At 47.1% G+C, this 19,217-nt stretch carries 15 protein-coding genes, 16 tRNA genes and 2 rRNA genes (1 of these 33 running past the window's edge); 31 read left to right on the forward strand and 2 right to left on the reverse strand.

Features of this window, described 5'->3' with window-relative positions:
- The 26 genes from AC4E8B_RS06060 to AC4E8B_RS06185 all read left to right on the forward strand — a co-directional run.
- Positions 1 to 448: ribosomal RNA gene (locus AC4E8B_RS06060) — 23S ribosomal RNA — on the forward strand; it begins 2,497 nt to the left of the window's first position.
- A gap of 121 nt (positions 449 to 569) precedes the next feature.
- Positions 570 to 686 (forward strand): 5S ribosomal RNA (gene rrf / locus AC4E8B_RS06065).
- Positions 687 to 710: 24 nt separating this feature from the next.
- Positions 711 to 785 (forward strand) — tRNA-Asn (locus AC4E8B_RS06070).
- A 5-nt stretch (positions 786 to 790) separates the two neighbouring features.
- Positions 791 to 883, forward strand: a tRNA-Ser gene (locus tag AC4E8B_RS06075).
- Between the two features lie 15 nt (positions 884 to 898).
- A tRNA-Glu gene (locus tag AC4E8B_RS06080) sits at positions 899 to 973 on the forward strand.
- A 4-nt stretch (positions 974 to 977) separates the two neighbouring features.
- A tRNA-Val gene (locus AC4E8B_RS06085) sits at positions 978 to 1,053 on the forward strand.
- A gap of 23 nt (positions 1,054 to 1,076) precedes the next feature.
- Positions 1,077 to 1,150 (forward strand) — tRNA-Met (locus AC4E8B_RS06090).
- Positions 1,151 to 1,296: 146 nt separating this feature from the next.
- A tRNA-Asp gene (locus AC4E8B_RS06095) sits at positions 1,297 to 1,372 on the forward strand.
- A 19-nt stretch (positions 1,373 to 1,391) separates the two neighbouring features.
- A tRNA-Phe gene (locus AC4E8B_RS06100) sits at positions 1,392 to 1,467 on the forward strand.
- Positions 1,468 to 1,477: 10 nt separating this feature from the next.
- Positions 1,478 to 1,553 (forward strand) — tRNA-Thr (locus tag AC4E8B_RS06105).
- Between the two features lie 9 nt (positions 1,554 to 1,562).
- Positions 1,563 to 1,647, forward strand: a tRNA-Tyr gene (locus AC4E8B_RS06110).
- A 7-nt stretch (positions 1,648 to 1,654) separates the two neighbouring features.
- Positions 1,655 to 1,728 (forward strand) — tRNA-Trp (locus AC4E8B_RS06115).
- A gap of 9 nt (positions 1,729 to 1,737) precedes the next feature.
- Positions 1,738 to 1,813: transfer RNA gene (locus tag AC4E8B_RS06120), tRNA-His, on the forward strand.
- A gap of 41 nt (positions 1,814 to 1,854) precedes the next feature.
- Positions 1,855 to 1,929, forward strand: a tRNA-Gln gene (locus AC4E8B_RS06125).
- A gap of 3 nt (positions 1,930 to 1,932) precedes the next feature.
- Positions 1,933 to 2,007: transfer RNA gene (locus AC4E8B_RS06130), tRNA-Gly, on the forward strand.
- An 8-nt stretch (positions 2,008 to 2,015) separates the two neighbouring features.
- Positions 2,016 to 2,089 (forward strand) — tRNA-Cys (locus AC4E8B_RS06135).
- Between the two features lie 45 nt (positions 2,090 to 2,134).
- Positions 2,135 to 2,216 (forward strand) — tRNA-Leu (locus tag AC4E8B_RS06140).
- 69 nt (positions 2,217 to 2,285) lie between these two features.
- A tRNA-Gly gene (locus AC4E8B_RS06145) sits at positions 2,286 to 2,359 on the forward strand.
- A 250-nt stretch (positions 2,360 to 2,609) separates the two neighbouring features.
- The gene (locus AC4E8B_RS06150; RefSeq protein WP_490217677.1) at positions 2,610 to 3,533 is read left to right on the forward strand and encodes a carbohydrate ABC transporter permease; all 924 of its coding nucleotides are present in this window, start codon (positions 2,610 to 2,612) and stop codon (positions 3,531 to 3,533) included.
- Positions 3,533 to 4,360, forward strand: a complete 828-nt coding sequence (locus tag AC4E8B_RS06155) for a carbohydrate ABC transporter permease (RefSeq protein WP_490217678.1) — start codon at positions 3,533 to 3,535, stop codon at positions 4,358 to 4,360. The genes AC4E8B_RS06150 and AC4E8B_RS06155 overlap by 1 nt, the downstream gene beginning before the upstream one ends.
- A gap of 74 nt (positions 4,361 to 4,434) precedes the next feature.
- Complete coding sequence (locus AC4E8B_RS06160) at positions 4,435 to 5,718, forward strand: ABC transporter substrate-binding protein (RefSeq protein WP_490217680.1); 1,284 nt, start codon at positions 4,435 to 4,437, stop codon at positions 5,716 to 5,718.
- A 136-nt stretch (positions 5,719 to 5,854) separates the two neighbouring features.
- Positions 5,855 to 7,651, forward strand: a complete 1,797-nt coding sequence (locus tag AC4E8B_RS06165; RefSeq protein ID WP_490217681.1) for a sensor histidine kinase — start codon at positions 5,855 to 5,857, stop codon at positions 7,649 to 7,651.
- Complete coding sequence (locus AC4E8B_RS06170; RefSeq protein ID WP_490217683.1) at positions 7,632 to 8,390, forward strand: response regulator transcription factor; 759 nt, start codon at positions 7,632 to 7,634, stop codon at positions 8,388 to 8,390. The genes AC4E8B_RS06165 and AC4E8B_RS06170 overlap by 20 nt, the downstream gene beginning before the upstream one ends.
- 13 nt (positions 8,391 to 8,403) lie before the next feature.
- Positions 8,404 to 9,138, forward strand: a complete 735-nt coding sequence (locus tag AC4E8B_RS06175) for a ThuA domain-containing protein (RefSeq protein WP_490217684.1) — start codon at positions 8,404 to 8,406, stop codon at positions 9,136 to 9,138.
- 2 nt (positions 9,139 to 9,140) lie between these two features.
- A complete protein-coding gene (locus tag AC4E8B_RS06180) occupies positions 9,141 to 10,169 on the forward strand; it encodes a Gfo/Idh/MocA family protein (RefSeq protein ID WP_490217685.1) in 1,029 nt (342 codons plus the stop codon).
- A gap of 13 nt (positions 10,170 to 10,182) precedes the next feature.
- Complete coding sequence (locus tag AC4E8B_RS06185) at positions 10,183 to 11,223, forward strand: Gfo/Idh/MocA family protein (protein WP_490217686.1); 1,041 nt, start codon at positions 10,183 to 10,185, stop codon at positions 11,221 to 11,223.
- A gap of 243 nt (positions 11,224 to 11,466) precedes the next feature.
- Here AC4E8B_RS06185 and AC4E8B_RS06190 read toward each other — a convergent pair whose 3' ends face one another.
- Together AC4E8B_RS06190 and AC4E8B_RS06195 are read right to left on the reverse strand one after the other, a co-directional pair.
- Positions 11,467 to 11,751 carry a hypothetical protein gene (locus tag AC4E8B_RS06190; protein ID WP_490217687.1) on the reverse strand — a complete coding sequence of 95 codons (285 nt, stop codon included), beginning with the start codon at positions 11,749 to 11,751 and terminating at the stop codon, positions 11,467 to 11,469.
- A 329-nt stretch (positions 11,752 to 12,080) separates the two neighbouring features.
- Positions 12,081 to 12,746 (reverse strand): B3/B4 domain-containing protein, encoded by a 666-nt coding sequence (locus AC4E8B_RS06195; protein ID WP_490217688.1) that lies wholly within the window; start codon positions 12,744 to 12,746, stop codon positions 12,081 to 12,083.
- Between the two features lie 114 nt (positions 12,747 to 12,860).
- Here AC4E8B_RS06195 and queG point away from each other — a divergent pair, with 114 nt between their 5' ends.
- From queG to AC4E8B_RS06220, 5 genes are all read left to right on the forward strand, one after another.
- Positions 12,861 to 13,991: a tRNA epoxyqueuosine(34) reductase QueG gene (gene queG, locus AC4E8B_RS06200; RefSeq protein ID WP_490217690.1), complete on the forward strand. Its 1,131-nt coding sequence runs from the start codon at positions 12,861 to 12,863 to the stop codon at positions 13,989 to 13,991.
- 296 nt (positions 13,992 to 14,287) lie between these two features.
- Positions 14,288 to 15,169 (forward strand): amidase domain-containing protein, encoded by an 882-nt coding sequence (locus AC4E8B_RS06205; RefSeq protein ID WP_490217692.1) that lies wholly within the window; start codon positions 14,288 to 14,290, stop codon positions 15,167 to 15,169.
- 120 nt (positions 15,170 to 15,289) lie between these two features.
- The gene (gene trmL, locus AC4E8B_RS06210; RefSeq protein WP_490219530.1) at positions 15,290 to 15,763 is read left to right on the forward strand and encodes a tRNA (uridine(34)/cytosine(34)/5-carboxymethylaminomethyluridine(34)-2'-O)-methyltransferase TrmL; all 474 of its coding nucleotides are present in this window, start codon (positions 15,290 to 15,292) and stop codon (positions 15,761 to 15,763) included.
- A 135-nt stretch (positions 15,764 to 15,898) separates the two neighbouring features.
- Positions 15,899 to 16,648: an oxygen-insensitive NADPH nitroreductase gene (gene nfsA, locus AC4E8B_RS06215; RefSeq protein ID WP_490217694.1), complete on the forward strand. Its 750-nt coding sequence runs from the start codon at positions 15,899 to 15,901 to the stop codon at positions 16,646 to 16,648.
- Positions 16,649 to 17,218: 570 nt separating this feature from the next.
- Positions 17,219 to 19,114, forward strand: coding sequence for a PrkA family serine protein kinase (locus AC4E8B_RS06220; protein ID WP_490217696.1), 1,896 nt, complete (start codon positions 17,219 to 17,221; stop codon positions 19,112 to 19,114).
- Positions 19,115 to 19,217 lie beyond the last annotated feature (103 nt).

Below are 19,217 nucleotides of genomic sequence, written 5' to 3' on the forward strand. Positions count from 1 at the left end.
AGGCTTATCTCCCCCAAGAGTCCACATCGACGGGGAGGTTTGGCACCTCGATGTCGGCTCATCGCATCCTGGGGCTGTAGTCGGTCCCAAGGGTTGGGCTGTTCGCCCATTAAAGCGGTACGCGAGCTGGGTTCAGAACGTCGTGAGACAGTTCGGTCCCTATCCGTCGTGGGCGCAGGAAATTTGAGAGGAGCTGTCCTTAGTACGAGAGGACCGGGATGGACGCACCGCTGGTGTACCAGTTGTCTTGCCAAAGGCATCGCTGGGTAGCTATGTGCGGAAGGGATAAGTGCTGAAAGCATCTAAGCATGAAGCCCCCCTCGAGATGAGATTTCCCATAGCGTCAAGCTAGTAAGATCCCTGAAAGATGATCAGGTTGATAGGTCTGAGGTGGAAGCGTGGTGACACGTGGAGCTGACAGATACTAATAGATCGAGGACTTAACCACAATTGATTACTCAGTCATTCTTCTTCTTCTGCATTATCTAGTTTTGAGTGAATAAAATTTTAAAATTCCTCTTGCAAAATAATAAAAAGACGGTATAATAATACTTGTCTTGAAAAAATAGTCTGGTGGCGATAGCGAGAAGGTCACACCCGTTCCCATACCGAACACGGAAGTTAAGCTTCTCAGCGCCGATGGTAGTTGGAGGTTCTCCTCCTGTGAGAGTAGGACGCTGCCGGGCGAAAGTATTCTAATATACTATCATTCCGCAGTAGCTCAGTGGTAGAGCATTCGGCTGTTAACCGAACGGTCGTAGGTTCGAATCCTACCTGCGGAGCCAATTATGGAGAGCTGTCCGAGTGGCCGAAGGAGCACGATTGGAAATCGTGTAGGCGGTTTATAGCTGTCTCAAGGGTTCAAATCCCTTGCTCTCCGCCATTTAAATTTTAATCTGGCCCCTTGGTCAAGCGGTTAAGACACCGCCCTTTCACGGCGGTAACACGGGTTCGAATCCCGTAGGGGTCACCATTTCGGAGGATTAGCTCAGCTGGGAGAGCATCTGCCTTACAAGCAGAGGGTCGGCGGTTCGATCCCGTCATCCTCCACCATTTTCTTGAATAACTATTATCGTCGCGGGGTGGAGCAGTCCGGTAGCTCGTCGGGCTCATAACCCGAAGGTCGCAGGTTCAAATCCTGCCCCCGCAATCTGGTCCCGTGGTGTAGCGACGAGCGACACTGCAATGAATATGCTGCGAGTTGTCTCGACGGATTGGCTTCCTTGAGTCATCTGGAAGAGGAAGAGACAGTCCTGCAGGCTTCTCGGGCATAATCAAGACCGAAATTTATAAAGTGGTCCCGTGGTGTAGCGGTTAACATGCCTGCCTGTCACGCAGGAGATCGCGGGTTCGATTCCCGTCGGGACCGCCATTATTTTTAATAGCATTATGGCTCAGTAGCTCAGTCGGTAGAGCAAAGGACTGAAAATCCTTGTGTCGGCGGTTCGATTCCGTCCTGAGCCACCATTGTTTGTAAGCCGGTTTAGCTCAATTGGTAGAGCAACTGACTTGTAATCAGTAGGTTGGGGGTTCAAGTCCTCTAGCCGGCACCACCTTAACGTGGAGGGGTAGCGAAGTGGCTAAACGCGGCGGACTGTAAATCCGCTCCCTCAGGGTTCGGCGGTTCGAATCCGTCCCCCTCCACCATTTATACAGGGGTATAGTTTAAAGGTAGAACAGAGGTCTCCAAAACCTCCAGTGTGGGTTCGATTCCTACTACCCCTGCCAATTATTATGGCGGTTGTGGCGAAGTGGTTAACGCATCGGATTGTGGTTCCGACATTCGTGGGTTCGATTCCCATCAGTCGCCCCATTTTTTTTACACAATATTGTATTTCCTGCATATAATGTTATTGGGCTATAGCCAAGCGGTAAGGCAACGGACTTTGACTCCGTCATGCGTTGGTTCGAATCCAGCTAGCCCAGCCATTTGCGGAAGTAGTTCAGTGGTAGAACATCACCTTGCCAAGGTGGGGGTCGCGGGTTCGAATCCCGTCTTCCGCTCCAAACGTTCTGGCGGCATAGCCAAGAGGTAAGGCAGAGGTCTGCAAAACCTTTATCACCGGTTCGATTCCGGTTGCCGCCTCCATTCCTATTCAAGGAAATGGGGAAAGAACGCTGAATTAAATGATATGCCGGTGTGGCGGAATTGGCAGACGCGCACGACTCAAAATCGTGTTCCTTCTGGAGTGCCGGTTCGACCCCGGCCACCGGTATCATTTTTAAAACAGGACTTCCTGTTTTTATTTTTGATCATATGTCGACAAATTTCTACAATATTCGATGCGGGTGTAGTTTAATGGTAAAACCTCAGCCTTCCAAGCTGATGTCGTGGGTTCGATTCCCATCACCCGCTCCATACATAATTTCATCAACGCAGTGTTTCGTTTCCAGAAAACGAAGCATTGCGTTTTTTCTTTGTCTTCACCCGGGCAAATATCCGTATGTTCACATCAGCCGGATTGCAGCGTAACCTCTTTCTCTGAAAAGAAGTCAAAATTTTCCCCCTACTTTGGTCAATTGTGTCGCCCCTTTTTATATGATAGCCTCCTATAATAAAAGAAAGCGATTACAAAGGGCGGTGTTATTCGTTGGATGCAAAAACAGAAATGGCATCAATAAAGGGGGAAGCAGTGAGGAAGGCAGCAAGCAAACGTAAAGCGCGTTTGCGAAACGTACTGATATACGCTGCTTTTACCGGTCCGGCTATATTATTTTTTCTCCTCATACAAGTCATTCCGTTCCTTATGGGTTTATATTATTCTTTTACCTCCTGGAATGGTGTAAGCTCAGCGGTCGAGTGGGTCGGGCTCGAAAACTATATTAAAATTTTCAAAGATGATCCGAACTTTTTCCAATCTTTCTTATTTACAACCAAATTCATGCTGGCCTCTGTTGTCATCAGCAACCTGATTGGCTTTGGACTTGCCCTGCTTCTTAATGCAGCTTTGAAGACCCGTAATATTCTTAGAACAGTCTTCTTCATACCGAATGTTATTGGAGGCCTGCTGCTCGGCTTTATCTGGCAATTCATTTTTGTCAAAGCGTTTGCATCCATCGGGAATTTGACTGGCCTTGCTTTTTTTGAACTGGCATGGCTTGGGGATGAGACTACAGCTTTTTGGGGGATTGTCATTGTTTTTGCATGGCAGGTGAGCGGCTATATGATGGTCATTTATATAGCAGCCCTGCAGGGAGTGGACCATTCCCTTCTTGAGGCAGCAAGGATTGACGGCGCTTCAAACTGGACACTTCTTACCCGCATCATCATGCCGCTTATCATCCCGGCATTCACTATTTGTTTCTTTTTGACCATATCGATGGCTTTTAAGATTTTTGATCTGAATCTTTCTCTTACAAATGGGGGGCCGTTCAATTCAACACAGTCTGTAGCCATCAATATTTATCAGGAGGCTTTCCAAAATAACCGCTATGGCCTCGGGACGGCCAAATCGATTCTTTTCTTCCTCATCGTCGCCGTCTTTACAACGGTTCAGGTAGTTATGACAAAAAGGAAGGAGGTTGAGGCCTGATGAATCGCAAGTATACCGGAAAGACCTTTCTGCTGGAGATAATCGGCATTGCACTGGGATTGGTTTTTTTGATCCCGTTCTATTTTGTGGCAGTTAATTCCGTCAAGAGCTTTGCTGAAATCTTATTGGATGCTGCTGCTTTTCCGAAGGAAGTGTTATTTGCAAACTATTCGAAGGTGTGGGAGGTCATTAATTTTCCGAGGGCATTCTGGAATTCAATGATCATCACTGTGCTCAGCAATATTGGCCTGGTGGTCATCAGTTCGATGGCTGCCTGGAAAATGGTGAGGACTCCCGGGCGCTTCAGCAAGATTTTATTCATCCTGTTTGTTTCAGCTATGGTCATTCCCTTTCAGACGGTTATGATCCCGCTTATGAAGCTCGGAGGCGCCCTGAATATAACGAACAGCATTCCCGGGCTGATCATGATGTATTTTGGTTTTGGCGTGCCGCTTTCCCTATTCCTGTACCACGGGTTTGTCAAAACGGTTCCAAGGGAGATAGAAGAATCGGCGCTGATTGATGGGTGCAGCCAGTTCGGGGTATTTTGGAGAATTGTCTTCCCGCTTTTAAAGCCAATCACGATTACGGTAGTCATCCTCAATACATTATGGATCTGGAATGATTTCCTTCTTCCGCTCCTTGTCCTGCAGGATGCTGAGCTGAGGACGATCCCGCTTGCCACCAGTTCTTTCTTTGCGCAGTATACAAAGCAGTGGGATATGGGCCTGGCAGCGCTGGTGCTCGGCATAACACCTGTCATTATTTTCTTCCTGTTCCTGCAGAAGCATATTATTAAAGGCATTGCATCAGGCTCTATCAAATAGATATCTAATTTTTGCCGGTGGCAAGCATGTGCCGCAAAAATGATATATAAATAGATTCAAGGAGGTCAATGACAATGAAACGATTATTGCTTATCTGCCTGTCCCTGCTATTTACATTTGGGATCATGGCTGGCTGTTCGTCAGGAAGCACTTCTGGCACCGATGATAAAGAAGGGCCGAAGGATTCTGGAGAAGAAACAGTTACGCTGAATCTGTTCCAATTCAAGGTTGAAATTGCCGACCAGCTTCAGGAGATGATCAAAGAATTTGAGGCGGAGCATCCGAACATCAAAGTTAAGCTTGAAACCGTTGGGGGAGGCGCCGATTACGGTGCCGCGCTGAAAGCGAAATTTGCTTCCGGCGAGCAGCCGGATATTTTCAACAACGGCGGCTTTAAAGAGCTGGAACTGTGGAAAGAGCATTTGGCCGACCTATCTGATGAGCCATGGGTAGAGCATCTTCTCCCGATCGGCAAAGTGCCGATGACCGATACCGACGGGAAGCTTTATGGCATGCCGGTAAACCTTGAAGGATACGGATTTGTATATAATAAAGATTTATTTGAAAAAGCAGGCATTACAGAGCCTCCTGCCAATATAACAGAGCTTAAGGATGCTGCAAAGAAACTGAAGGACAGCGGCATTACACCTTTCTCAGCCGGATATGGAGAATGGTGGGTCATCGGGCAGCACTTGCTGAATATTCCTTTTGCACAGCAGGAAGATCCTATTGCCTTTATTGAAGGCCTGTATGATGGCTCAGAAAAGTTTACTGACAATGAGCAGTTCAAGCAATTTAAAGAAGTGCTTGATACAGAAATCAATTTTGGAAATGACAATCCGCTGACGACTGACTATAACACACAGGTAACCCAATTTGCCGCAGGCCAGACGGCCATGCTGCAGCAGGGGAACTGGACGGAAAATATGATATATGAGGTTGATCCTGACATGAACATGGGCTTTTTGCCGATTCCGATCTCAGATGACGAAAGTGCTGACCGCCTTCCTGTCGGCGTCCCGAATAACTGGGTGCTGAATAAGAATTCCGAGAATTTGGATGAAGCAAAAATGTTCCTGGAATGGATGGTTTCTTCTGATACAGGAAAACGTTATTTGACAGAAGAATTTGCTTTCATCCCTGCTTTTGACAATATTGAGGCTTCCGGTCTTGGCGATCTTGGCCAGTCGATCCTGGAGTACTCCAAGGAAGACAAAACGATTCCGTGGACTTGGTTCAGATGGCCGGATGGAGCGAATAAAGAATTCGCTGCTGCCATCCAGGAATATGCGGCAGGAAAAATTGATTATGATACCCTGCTGGAGAGGTTCCAAAAAAGCTGGGATAACTTAAAGTAAAGCAAAATTCCATCCAGGGTAAAAAGCATGTCTGCAACAGGGCATGCTTTTTATTTTCAATAATTGAAAAAATCTTCAGCATGTCTTCGCCTGTCCCATATATACTTACATTATCAGGGCTTGGGGAGGATCATTTATGATTAAAAACAGCATCCGCAATAAATTAATTGTCCTGCTGCTCCTGATCACCATCATTCCCTTCGGCACGTCGATCATCATCACTTACTTCCATACGAAGGAGTTTTTGAAAAATCAGGCCGTAGAGGAGAACAGCAAGCTTCTCTATCAGGGAAAAATCAACCTGGAGAGCTATATGAATGAGCTTAATGGCTTGACTCTGTCTTTGTACAATAATCCAGGCTTCTTAAATTTCCTGAGGTCTTCCAAAGATGAAGACAATTACTTAACGATCGGGATCATGAAAAATGTGGTCCAGACCATCCTTTATGCCGGAGATACCATTAACAGGGTCCAGATAGCCTTTGCAGACGAAGACAGGGTTATATCAGCCTCCAGGAGGTCTACAGTCGTCTTTTTGAAAGGAAGGAGCGCCAAAAGCGCGGAGGCCTTCAATAAAGCACGGGACAGTTCCTCACGTATGTATATTGAACCGCTGATGGAACAGACGAATTCCAGGAATATCATGGCTGTGCATCGTGCGTTTACAAATATCCCGTCAGATAATGTGCTGGCCTATATCACGCTCGAGGTTGCCCCTGATGCCATTGCAGAACTCAGCAGGAACTTGTATACCCACGGGAGCGAGGAGTTTTATATTGTATCATCGGATGGACGTCTCATTTACAGCTCAGACGCTGATGCTGCAGGCAAACACGAGCATGAGAGATGGGTAGATGCCATCCTGCATTCAGGCAATAAGGCGGGGACACTTGAATGGAAGAAAAATGATTTCAGCGGTATGATGATATACGAGCAGATGGAAGAAAGTGCTGGAGGATGGTTCCTGGTGAAACGGGTACCGGATACCACCTTATATGAAAGCGCTTTTAGTGTGGCGAAAATCAATATCATTTTCGGCATCATCGGCCTCACGCTTGTCATCCTGGCGACCTTATTCGTTTCTTTTAGAATCACCTCGCCGATCCGGGTGCTGCTGAGGAGCATCAGCCAGGTCGAACAGGGGGACATGAATGTTGAATATGATTCATTCGGGAAGGATGAAATCGGCATTCTGGGAATGAGGTTCAATGAGATGATTGAAAAGATAAATCATCTTATCAACAGGGAATACAGGCTTGAGATTGAGAATAAAACAAATCAGCTGAAGGTGCTCCAGTCGCAGATAAACCCGCATTTCCTTTACAATGCCCTCCAGTCGATCGGAACGGTTGCCTTGAAGAACAAAGTCCCGCAGATTTATACCCTGATCACTCACCTTTCAAAAATCATGAGGTACGGGATGGACATGGAGGAGGACCGGGTGCCGCTGATAAAAGAGATTAATTATACAAAGGCTTTCCTGCTTCTGCAGAAAGAGCGTTTTGGCGAGAAGTTTATCTACAGGATTGATGCAGGGGAAGAGGTCTCTTCCATCAAAGTTCCTAAAATGCTGCTGCAGCCGGTGATTGAGAATTATTTTAAGCATGGTTTTACTCCGGGGGAAGGGACAGGAGAGCTGAATATCGAATGTTATAAAGACCGCGGCTATCTTTGCATAGATATTAGCGATAATGGCGGAGGCGCGGATGAAGGCAGGCTGAGGGACATTTGGCGCTGCATCAAAGGCGGGCCGCTGGAGGCCAAAGGGGACAGCACAAGCATTGGACTCCGGAATGTGTATGGACGGTTGATGCTATACTACGGGGAAGAGGCAATCCTGCAGCTTGGAAATCGTGGGGGAAAAGGGTTTATCGTTTCCATGAAGCTTCCGCTGCACCCAGGGGGCGAAGAGGATGAAGGCAATCATCATTGATGATGAAAAGCATGTCAGGGAAGGGCTTCTGATGCTTGCAGAATGGGAAAAGCACGGAATCAGCTCCATCTTTGAGGCAGAGGACGGGGAAGAGGCGATCAGGCTGATCGGCGAAGTGCAGCCTGATATTATTTTTACCGATATGAATATGCCCAGGTGCGACGGCATCAGCTTATTGAAATGGATCCATGGTTCTAAATGCCAGGGAAAGACAATCGTTGTAAGCGGCTATGATGACTACGAGTATATGAGAAACGCAATCTTTTATAAAAGCTTTGATTATATTTTAAAGCCGATTGATCCGGAACTGCTGAATGAAACGCTGGAAAGGGCAGTAAATGACCTTGCGGCTGCGCGCACGGCAGGAGATGGACTAAGAGAGCAGAAAAGCAGTAAACCTTTTCACAAAGATAATAATAACATCAAGCAGATCGAAGAGTTTCTGGTGCAGAATTATCATCTCGATATCACACTCCAGGATATTGCCGACCGTTTTTACTTGAGCAGGGAATATATCTCAAGGAAATTTAAGCAGGATTTCCAGTCAACCATTACAGATTATCTGACCAGTATCCGGATTGAGAAGGCAAAAGAGCTGCTTGGAAGCCCTTCTTTGAAGATTTACGAAGTTGCCTATCAAGTTGGGTACCAAAATGAAAAGTATTTCAGCAAGGTTTTTAAGAAGCTGACCGGCTATACACCGAATGAATATCGGAATCTGCCGCCGGGAAGCAGATAAAGGAGGAAGTACGATGGCAAAAGTGACTGTTTGGAATGAAAATCAGCATGAGCAGAAAAACGAAGAAGTGAGGGCCGTATATCCGGATGGGATCCATGGGGCGATCGCCTCTTTCCTGGAAGGGGAGTCCTTTGAAGTCAGGACAGCAACTCTTGACGACGCGGAATGCGGTTTGACCCATGAGGTTCTCGAAGACACAGACGTACTTATCTGGTGGGGGCATATCGCCCATGATGAAGTCCCTGATGAGATTGTTGCCCGGGTGAAGCAAAGAGTTCTCGACGGTATGGGGCTGATTGTGCTTCATTCAGGCCACTTTTCAAAAATCTTCAAAGCATTGATGGGAACGTCCTGTGATCTGAAATGGCGGGAAGCAGACGAAAAGGAAAGGATCTGGATCGTGGATCCGAGCCATCCGATTGCTGAAGGGTTAGGCGAGTATATCGAATTGGAGCGGGAGGAAATGTACGGTGAGCATTTTGATATCCCGGCGCCGGACCAGCTCGTGATGGTCAGCTGGTTTGAAGGCGGGGAAGTGTTCCGGAGCGGCTGCACCTATCAGCGCGGAAAAGGGAAAGTATTCTATTTCCGTCCTGGGCATGAAACCTATCCTACTTACTTCCATAAAGATGTTCAAAGGGTCATCATCAATGCAGTAGGATGGGCGCAGGGATCACGGCAGCCTGAAGTGAAATATGGGAATGCATTGCCCCTGGAAAAAATAAAAGCGAAGAATGGGGAGGCATAGGAATGGAACAGATCAAGGTTGGGGTCATCGGCTGCGGAAGCATTGCCAAGCACAGGCATCTGCCGGAATATCACCTTAACGGGCAGGCTGAAATTATGGCTGTCTGTGATATTGTGGAGGAAAGGGCAATGGATATGGCAGCCCTTTACCATGCGGAGGCATACACAGACTATGAGGATCTGCTGGCAAATCCGGAAATTGATGCAGTCAGTGTATGCACGCCGAATTATTTGCATGCCCCCATATCCATCGCCGCCCTGAAGGCCGGGAAGCATGTCCTTTGTGAAAAGCCTATGGCTGTGTCGGTGGAGGAAGCCGAAAGCATGATAGAAGCAGCAAAAAAATATGGAAAAAAGCTTATGATCGGCCATAATCAGCGGTTTGTGCCTTCACACCAGAAAGCGCGTGCCTTCATAGCCGGAGGGGAAGCCGGCAGGATTTACAGTTTCAGGACCGCTTTTGGGCATGGCGGACCGGAAGGCTGGAGTGCGGATGGAAAGGACAGCTGGTTTTTCCGGAAAAGCGAGGCTTTTATCGGGGCAATGGGAGACCTTGGGGTACATAAAACCGACCTGATCCGTTATTTGCTTGGAGAGGAAATAACCGAGGTTGGCGCTTTTGTAGAAGCTAGCGCCAAGGAAAACAGCGATGTGGATGATACGTCTGTGTGCATACTAAAAACTGAAAGCGGCGTGATCGGAACCCTGGCAGCAAGCTGGTCTTATGTATCAAAAGAAGACAATTCGACCATCATCTATGCTGAGAATGCCATCCTCAGGCTTGAGGACGATCCTGTTAATTCCCTTATCATCCAATACAAGAACGGGGAAACGCTCAAATATGAGCTTGGCGGCATTCAGACGAATGAAGAAGGAAGGCAGACACAGTCGCAGGTCATCAGTGCTTTCATTGACAGCATTATTGAGGACAAGGAGCCTTCTGTGAGCGGGGAAGAGGGGCTGAAATCTTTAAGGGTTGTACTGTCTGCCCTGGAGTCGGGCCAGACGGGGAAAATAGTCAAACTGCCATAAATGGAGGGGTTATATGGAAAAGATGCGGGTTGGAATCATTGGAGCGGGCGGTATTGCACAGAGCCGCCATATCCCCGCATTGCTGACTTTAACAGAGCTGGCCTCTGTTGAAGCGATTTGCGATATTCATGAAGAAAGTGCTCGGCTGACGGCAGAAAAGTTCGGAGTGCCTAACGCCTTTGGGGATTACCGGGATATGCTGGGGATTGTGGATGCTGTAGTGATTTGCACGCCGAACCGATATCATGCCGAGATCTCAGTGGCAGCATTGAAAGCCGGAAAGCATGTTCTCTGCGAAAAGCCAATGGCCATGACGGCAGAAGAATGCGAAGAAATGATCAAAGCCTCAAAGGAATCAGGCAAGCAGCTTGCGATTGCCTATCATTATCGTTTTATGAAGGAAGCCAGGGCTGCCAAAAAAGTCATAGAAGAAAATGAAATCGGCCAGCCAATCGTCGCCCGGGCCAAGGCACTGAGAAGAAGGAAGGTTCCTGGCTGGGGCGTCTTTACCAATAAAGAACTCCAGGGAGGCGGCGCCATGATTGACTATGGCTGCCATTTCCTGGATCTTGCTTTATGGCTGCTCGGAAGCCCGGCTCCTGTGGAGGTAACGGGAACAGCTTACCAGCACCTCAGCAGGATGGAAAACCAGGTAAATCTATGGGGAGATTTTGACCATAAATCCATCGAGGTTGAGGACCACGTGACGGCCTATGTCCGCTTTGAAAATGGTGCATCGCTTCTGTTCGAAACCTCCTGGATGGCAAATATTAAAAATGATGAAGAAAGCCTTGGCATTTCCGGACTGACCGGGGGTGTCGATGTATTTCCATTCCAGCTGAATCAGCTGAAGAATGGTATGCTCCTTAATAGTGAAGCAGAGTGGCTCCCCGGGGAAGAGGATCCAGGCATCCCTCAGGCCCTGAATTTCCTCAACAGCTGTCTGGGGAAAGAAGAGCTCATCGTTAAGCCTGAAGAAGCCTTGCGCGTCTCCATGATCATTGACGCCATCTATAGGAGCAGTGAATCGGGTAAAAGTATTGTCCTGGAATGAGGGGAATGGCCATTTAGGGCAGCGTTATAGGAAGCAAAAAAACGCAGATGCATATTCATGTAACGGGCTCTGTTTTGAAGTACAAACTGCGAATTTGCAATGCTTTTCGCAGTGTAATCCGCAGTTAAATTAGCAGAACACTTTAGCAGTAAAATTAGCACAAAAAAAGCTCGGAGCCATTATGCTCTGAGCTTTCTTTATAGTAAAACGTTATTTATACATAAAGACTTACACAATAAGTCATTATTTCTTACGTTTCCGTTCTAAAAATATGGGTGCTATATTTAGTAAGATAGAGGCAATTGTCAAAAACCAGAATGCCCTTGCCATACCAGGTATTACATCCGATAAAGCTGCCCAATCTTCCGCTTTTACCCACCGAGTTAGATAACTGTAATCTGCACAAATTGTTAATGCTGTAAATGATAACGCCATCGCCATAGCGAGCTTATAATCCTTTCCTGCTTTATACATATAAAGATTTATAAAAGTTGTTATTATTGCAATAACCCCAAATATTACCAACATAACTAGACCTCCATGTATTTTTATTTATGACGTGTAATGCTAACCTGTATCGTTAGTTGAATAAACCTATACACATTTTAACATAAATATCCAGAAACCTGTTTTCTGTTTTCGACATACCAATTCGCACGCTGACAATAACTTCTGTCACTCTGCAGAAAGGGGTGCGAATACAAGTGCTAAAACAGAATAGAACTTACATAATTGCCCGCTATATCAACAAAAAGAAGCAGTCCGATTCAGTTGCGAATTGGACTGCTAATTAGTGTGCGAATAGAGTTTTTGTACTAAAATCGAACCCGTTAATATTCATTGCCTCTGCGTTTTTCTTATTCAATAATTAAGAATTTGCCTTCCCCGCCATGAACCTGCAAAAACATCTGCATGAGGGATTCTGCTAATCTGGCACAGTTCTCTTTCTCAAGAGACGGCCAGAAATAGATGATCTGCACTGCTTTAGTGGTTTCCTCTGTAACGGGTGCAAGACTTGAGTCGACAAACGGGCTGCCGAATGGTCCATTCAGGTCTTCAGTTATGATCAGGTTCTCAAGTGAATTCGGCCTGCCATTCAAGCCCTCATATTCTTCTCCTGCAAGCCCCAGCCGAAATCGGACCGGCCCTTCCAATTTGCTTTTGTCATAGATGCCGATAGGTGACTGGTACTCCAGCGAAAAGAAATTATTCAGATCTGCGGCACTGTTTACGGTGGAAAGATAATTCTGCTTCTTGATCCTCCGGAAAAGGGCCTCTGCTGAATGGCGGTAGCGGTTCGGATCTTTTCCCGCCTGCTTGAACACCTGCCTCCATTCCTTGATTCCATCGAATTCTGTTACGTTCTTGTTTTCGAGCTCAAAGAAAATTGATTCCTGGAACAGCTGCAGCCGTCCTTTCAGCATCTGGGGGGAATCTCCGACCGAAATATGATCATATTCAATGATGCCGGCTTTGAAACCGGGCACCTTTTGCGCCAAATCAGGCGATATGCTGATTTCCAAACCTTTCACCTCCAAAAATCCTTTAAAATAGTTTATCATAGAAAGGATGCAAATTAATATTTGGCGATTTTGCCTTTAAATATAATATACACTGGATGAAAGGAGCGGGAGGATATGAACTACTCAAAGCTTAAACAGGATATCATCGACTACAGCAAAACGATCGGCATTGATAAGATCGGATTCGCCTCTGCCAGCACTTTCGGTGAGATGAAAAGCAGGCTGATCAGGCAGCAGGAGCTCGATTATCAATCTGGCTTTGAAGAGCCTGATATCAATAAAAGGACTGATCCGGCCCTGTTAATGGATGAGCCGATGTCCATCATCTCCATTGCCCTTGCTTATCCTTCAAAGATGAAGACACGCGTTGTCAGCAAAAGGGGCGAGCGGCGGGGAATTTTCTGCCGGGCTTCATGGGGAACGGATTATCATACTGTTTTGCGGGACCGGCTCGGGAAGCTTGAGGCGTATATCCGGGAAAGGATGCCAGAAGCAAAGCTTAAATCGATGGTCGATACAGGCGAGCTTGTGGACCGGGCGGTTGCCGAAAGAGCCGGGATTGGCTGGAGCGGAAAAAACTGTTCCATCATCACGCCTGAGTTCGGTTCTTATGTGTATTTGGGCGAAATGATTACAAATCTTCCACTGGAGCCGGATAAGCCGATTGAAGACGGATGCGGCTCCTGCAATCTGTGCGTCGATGTCTGCCCGACAGGCGCGCTTGTCGGCGGAGGCCAGCTGGATTCCAAGCGCTGTATCGCGTTTTTGACACAAACAAAAGGCTTCCTTGAGGAAGAATTCAGGGTGAAAATCGGGAACCGGCTATATGGCTGTGATACATGCCAGACAGTCTGCCCGAAAAACAAAGGCATGGATTTTCACTTTCACGAAGAAATGGAGCCGGATCCTGAAATTGCCAAACCGCTGTTAAAGCCGCTGCTTCATATGAGCAACAGGGAGTTTAAGGAGAAATTCGGTCATGTATCAGGATCATGGAGAGGCAAGAAGCCGATCCAGCGGAATGCCATCATCGCCCTTGCCCATTATAAGGATGAGACAGCTGTCGAGGATTTGATCCAAGTGATGAATTCTGATCCACGGCCGGTTATTCGAGGGACAGCTGCCTGGGCGCTCGGGAAGATCGGCGGGCTGGAGGCAAAGGCAGCGGTGGAAGCAGCCCATGAAAAGGAAACGGACGGGGAAGTCCGCAGGGAAATGGACAACAGCTTATATATGTTCAGCTAAAAGAGAGAGGGGGCCTCTCTTTTTTTTATTGTTTAGGGAATTATAAATTGTAAGTCTTGTAGATAATTATCAATTTGATCTACGTCCAGCTCCAGCACCTACCCCCTCGAGGTCATAAGCCAAACCTCCCAAAAAGGCAAAGAACGCCTTTCCGGGAGGTTCGTCTTATGCTTGTCGGGGGTGATCAAGGCGCTTGCGCTTTTGTTCTGGACATTTATCATAGTCCTTCTGCAGCCATTTTCAGAAATGAATCGGCATTTTCTTTCATATGAATGAATGATGGGAGGAATGCATATATGAAAAAACAGCTTCAGGAGCTGCTGGAGCAGAGGGTCCAGCAGTGTGTGTCCCATTCCCGCAATGACTTTCGCACATGCCCGAAAATTGAAAGGAAAAAGGATATCCTCTCAAGGAGAGCCGGGGAAATTGTTAAAGCGAAAGCTTCAGGGAAGATTATTGAAAAAACAGGACAGGATGCCGAGGAGCTCAGCACAGTCCATTATCATGTCCACTTTCAATATTTGATAAAAAATATGGACCGATTGTACCTGGAGGAGGAAGTCGAGCAGCGTGAAGCTGAATTTTATAAAGGTGTGCTGGTCGGCGATGGTGAAATAAATCCGTTCCTTCTTTCAGAAGAGCCGGCCGCACTCCCGGCAGAAGCTTCCGATGATGGGGAAAGGGCGGGATTCAGATATGACCGCCTGAAGGCTGTCCAGTATGCAGAAAGATGGTGGAATGATTATAATCCCGCCTACAAGAAGTTTGACGTGGACTGCACCAATTATATCTCGCAGTGCCTTCATGCAGGTGAAGCACCCATGAAGGGCTACCCGAACCGTTCGAAAGGCTGGTGGATGCGGAGCGAAAATTGGAGCTACAGCTGGACGGTCGCCAATTCGCTGCGCTGGTATCTGCCAGGCTCCCGGACAGGACTGAAGGGGAGGGAGGTTGGAAGTGCCGAACTTCTGCAGCTGGGGGATGTGATCTGCTATGATTTCCAGGGAGATGGCCGATTTGATCATACAACGATCGTGACAGCCAAGGAGAGCGACGGAACCCCGCTGGTCAACGCCCATACCTTCAACAGCCGGATGCGCAACTGGGCATATGAAGACTCAACTGCTTATACACCGAATATCAAATACAAGTTCATCAGCATTGATGATGAATCCTGACCAGGTTGTATGAGGGATAAAGAGTGGTATAATAGCTGGTAGAGTTTTTTAGTAGTAAAGCGGCCCCTTTTTAGGAAGGGAGGCTCCGCAGACAAAGTTTCACTTGATGAGGTGATGGACGTGGCAATACATGTAGTACTATACCAGCCGGAAATTCCGGCCAATACGGGCAATATCGCCCGTACCTGTGCAGCGACAGATACAGTCCTGCATCTGATCAGGCCACTCGGCTTTTCCACTGACGACAAAATGCTCAAACGGGCAGGCCTTGATTATTGGGAGCATGTAAGCATTTTTTACTATGATTCATTAAATGAATTTTATGAAAAAAATGCCGGCGGCGAATTCTTCTACTTGACCAAGTTTGGGAAGAAGCCATATACAAGCTTTGAATACAGCGACCGGGAAAAAGACTATTATTTCATTTTCGGCAAAGAAACGACAGGCCTTCCAGCAGAGGTCAAGGAAAATAACAAGGACCGCGCCCTCCGCATTCCGATGACCGGAAATGTGCGGTCATTAAATCTGTCCAATACGGCTGCCATCCTGATTTATGAAGCATTGAGGCAGCAAAATTACCGGCATTTAACATAAGTGATTGAGGCCATATCCTGGGATATGGCCTTATTTTATTGCAGCCTAAGGTGCAGATGGGCCTGAGCTGTACTTTGTGATATTGTCCCGTGATTAGGTTAAAATGAAGATATTCATTTATAGGAGGTACATAGCATGAACCAGACGGTAGAAACGATACTGGCCCATAGATCGATCAGGAAATTTGAAGACCGGGAACTTACAAGGGAACAGGTTGAAACGATTGTGTCTTGTGCGCAGGCCGCTTCAAGCTCCAGCTTCATCCAGGCATATACGATCATCGGCATAACAGATCCGGAAAAGAAACAGAAGCTGTCCGAGGTAGCAGGGAACCAGGCCTATGTAGCGCATAATGGACACTTCTTCGTCTTTTGTGCAGATCTGAACCGCCATCATGTCCTCTCTGAAATGGAAGGGAAGGATTTAAGCGAGTCTCTTGAAAGTACGGAAAAATTCATGGTCGCACTGATTGATGCCGCACTTGCTGCCCAGAATGCCTCCATTGCCGCAGAGTCAATGGGTCTCGGCGTCTGCTATATCGGCGGCATCCGCAACCAGCTCGAGGAAGCTGCCAAAGTGCTTGGGACACCGGAAAGGGTCATCCCGCTTTTTGGCCTGAGCGTAGGGTATCCAGCTCAGGATCCCGACAAAAAGCCAAGGCTTCCGCTGGAGCATATCTATCATGAAAATGGCTACCAGCAGGATCAGGAAAAGTATAAAAGGCAGCTCGATGATTACAATCAAACGGTGTCAGCTTATTATGCCGAACGCACGCAAAACTTGAGGAATGATACCTGGACCGGCCAGATGGCAGCTATGCTTGAAAAGCCGGTTCGTATGTATATGAAAGATTTTGTGAATAGAAATAAACTGGATTTGAAGTGATTGCAGGCTTCCTTTGCTTAACGAGGCAGGGAGAGGCTGCAGGATTGGTTATGGGATACAGGAGGAGTTTTGAGAAAGGGCAGCCGTGCATTCGGGGAGCGGTCCGGGATGCATGAGTTGTGCCGGTAAAGAGCAGTCATGCATCAAAAGAAACCCAGCAAGTTTTCCTGACAAACGAAAAAGGACCGGAATCCAAGGATTCCGGTCCTTTTTTGTATTACTTATTCATCCCTGGTTTGTCGTTGTAGCCGGCAGTGAAGATGGCTGCCAGGAAAGCAACTGTTACGCCGATGATAATAATCAAGCCCATGTTGTTGGCCTCCTTTTTATGTAGGAATTCCCTTTTGCAAGCCTATGTACTCTTATTATAGCCCAATTCCAGCATGGTGTGAATGAAAAACTGTGGATATTTTATGGAGAATCACCGGGAGGGATGCGGTATGGCTGACAGGTTCAGGAAGACGGAAGATGTTGAGTGTTTTGCTTTTCTTCCAGGTTATAGAATGTTTAATTGCCCAAGCGCATAGATTATATTAATCGTCTCTGATAATGCGACAGGGGGAGGTCCTTATGGATATTTTAAAAAAAATCGAGATGTTTAGGCACGAAGAGGAAAAGCTTAAATGGGAAGGGACATTCAGGGAGTATTTAGACATTGTCAAAGAGAAGCCTTGGGTAGCCCAATCAGCACATTCCAGGGTATACAGTATGATCAAGGATGCCGGTGTCGAAGACGATAAAGGGAAAAAGCGCTATAAATTTTTCAGCAATCAGCTGTTTGGGCTCGAGGAATCACTCGAGCGGCTAGTGGAGGAGTATTTCCATCCTTCTGCAAAAAGGCTTGATGTCAGGAAGCGGATCCTGCTGCTGATGGGTCCTGTCAGCGGGGGGAAATCAACGCTCGTCACGATGCTCAAGCGCGGGCTTGAAGCATATTCCCATACTGATAAAGGGTCTGTATTTGCCATCAAAGGCTGTCCGATGCATGAAGACCCGCTCCATTTGATCCCGCATCATCTGCGGAAAGATTTCTATGATGAATATGGAATCAGGATCGAAGGCAATCTGTCTCCTCTGAACACGATGAGGCTTGAGGAGGAGTACGGGGGACGGATTGAAGATGTTGTGGTCGAAAGGATTCTTTTCTCAGAAGATAAAAGGACCGGGATCGGGACATTCAGTCCATCTGACCCGAAATCCCAGGATATTGCCGATCTTACCGGCAGCATAGATTTCTCGACGATCGCCGAATACGGCTCAGAGTCAGATCCGCGGGCCTACCGCTTTGACGGGGAGCTGAATAAGGCGAACCGGGGGATGATGGAATTTCAGGAGATGCTGAAATGCGATGAGAAATTCCTCTGGCATTTGCTTTCCCTGACACAGGAAGGGAATTTCAAGGCAGGCCGCTTTGCACTGATATCTGCGGATGAGCTCATTGTTGCGCATACGAATGAAACAGAGTACCGCTCCTTTATTTCCAATAAGAAAAATGAGGCACTCCATTCCCGGATCATTGTCATGCCTGTCCCTTATAACCTGAAGGTGACAGAAGAAGAAAAGATTTATGAAAAAATGATCAGTGAAAGCGATGTTTCGGAAGTGCATATTGCACCGCATACCCTCAGGGTAGCTGCGATGTTTACAATCCTGACAAGGATGAAGGAACCGAAGAAGGGTGATATTGACCTTGTTAAGAAAATGAGGCTCTATGACGGTGAAAATGTGGAAGGCTATAACCGCGCTGACGTGGAGGAGCTTCAAAAAGAACACCAGGATGAAGGAATGAGCGGTATCGATCCGCGCTATGTTATTAACCGGATTTCATCTACGATCATCCGGAAAGAGATTACTTCTATCAATGCGCTTGATGTTCTGAGATCTTTGAAGGAAGGGCTGGACCAGCATCCTTCGATCACTTCTGAGCTGAAGGAACGCTATCTGAACTTCATTTCGCTGGCACGGAAGGAATATGATGATATTGCCAAGAAGGAAGTCCAGAAGGCATTTGTCTACTCTTATGAAGAATCAGCCAAAACGCTCATGGACAATTATCTCGACAACGTAGAGGCATATTGCAATAAAGCGAAGCTCCGCGATCCTCTGACAGGAGAGGAAATCAATCCGGATGAGAAGCTGATGAGGTCGATTGAAGAGCAGATCGGCATTTCGGAAAATGCGAAAAAGGCATTCAGGGAAGAAATCCTTATCCGCATCTCTGCCTATGCAAGGAAAGGCAAGAGGTTCGACTACAATTCCCATGACCGTCTCCGCGAAGCGATCCAGAAGAAGCTGTTTGCAGACCTGAAGGATGTTGTGAAGATTACAACCTCTTCCAAGACCCCTGATGAGCAGCAGCTGAAGAAGGTGAATGAAGTTGTAGTAAGGCTCATTGATGAGCATGGATATAATTCCACCTCTGCCAATGAACTGCTCCGCTATGTCGGAAGTTTGCTGAACAGGTAATGCCAAGAGAGGCCGGCAGATGATTGCCGGCCTCTTTGGCCGCTCTTTTATAATAAGAGAAAGTTTCGATTCTGCCCACAGGGGGAAAAGAAACTGAAGAGGT

It is taken from the genome of Bacillus sp. SRL543 (assembly GCF_984799205.1).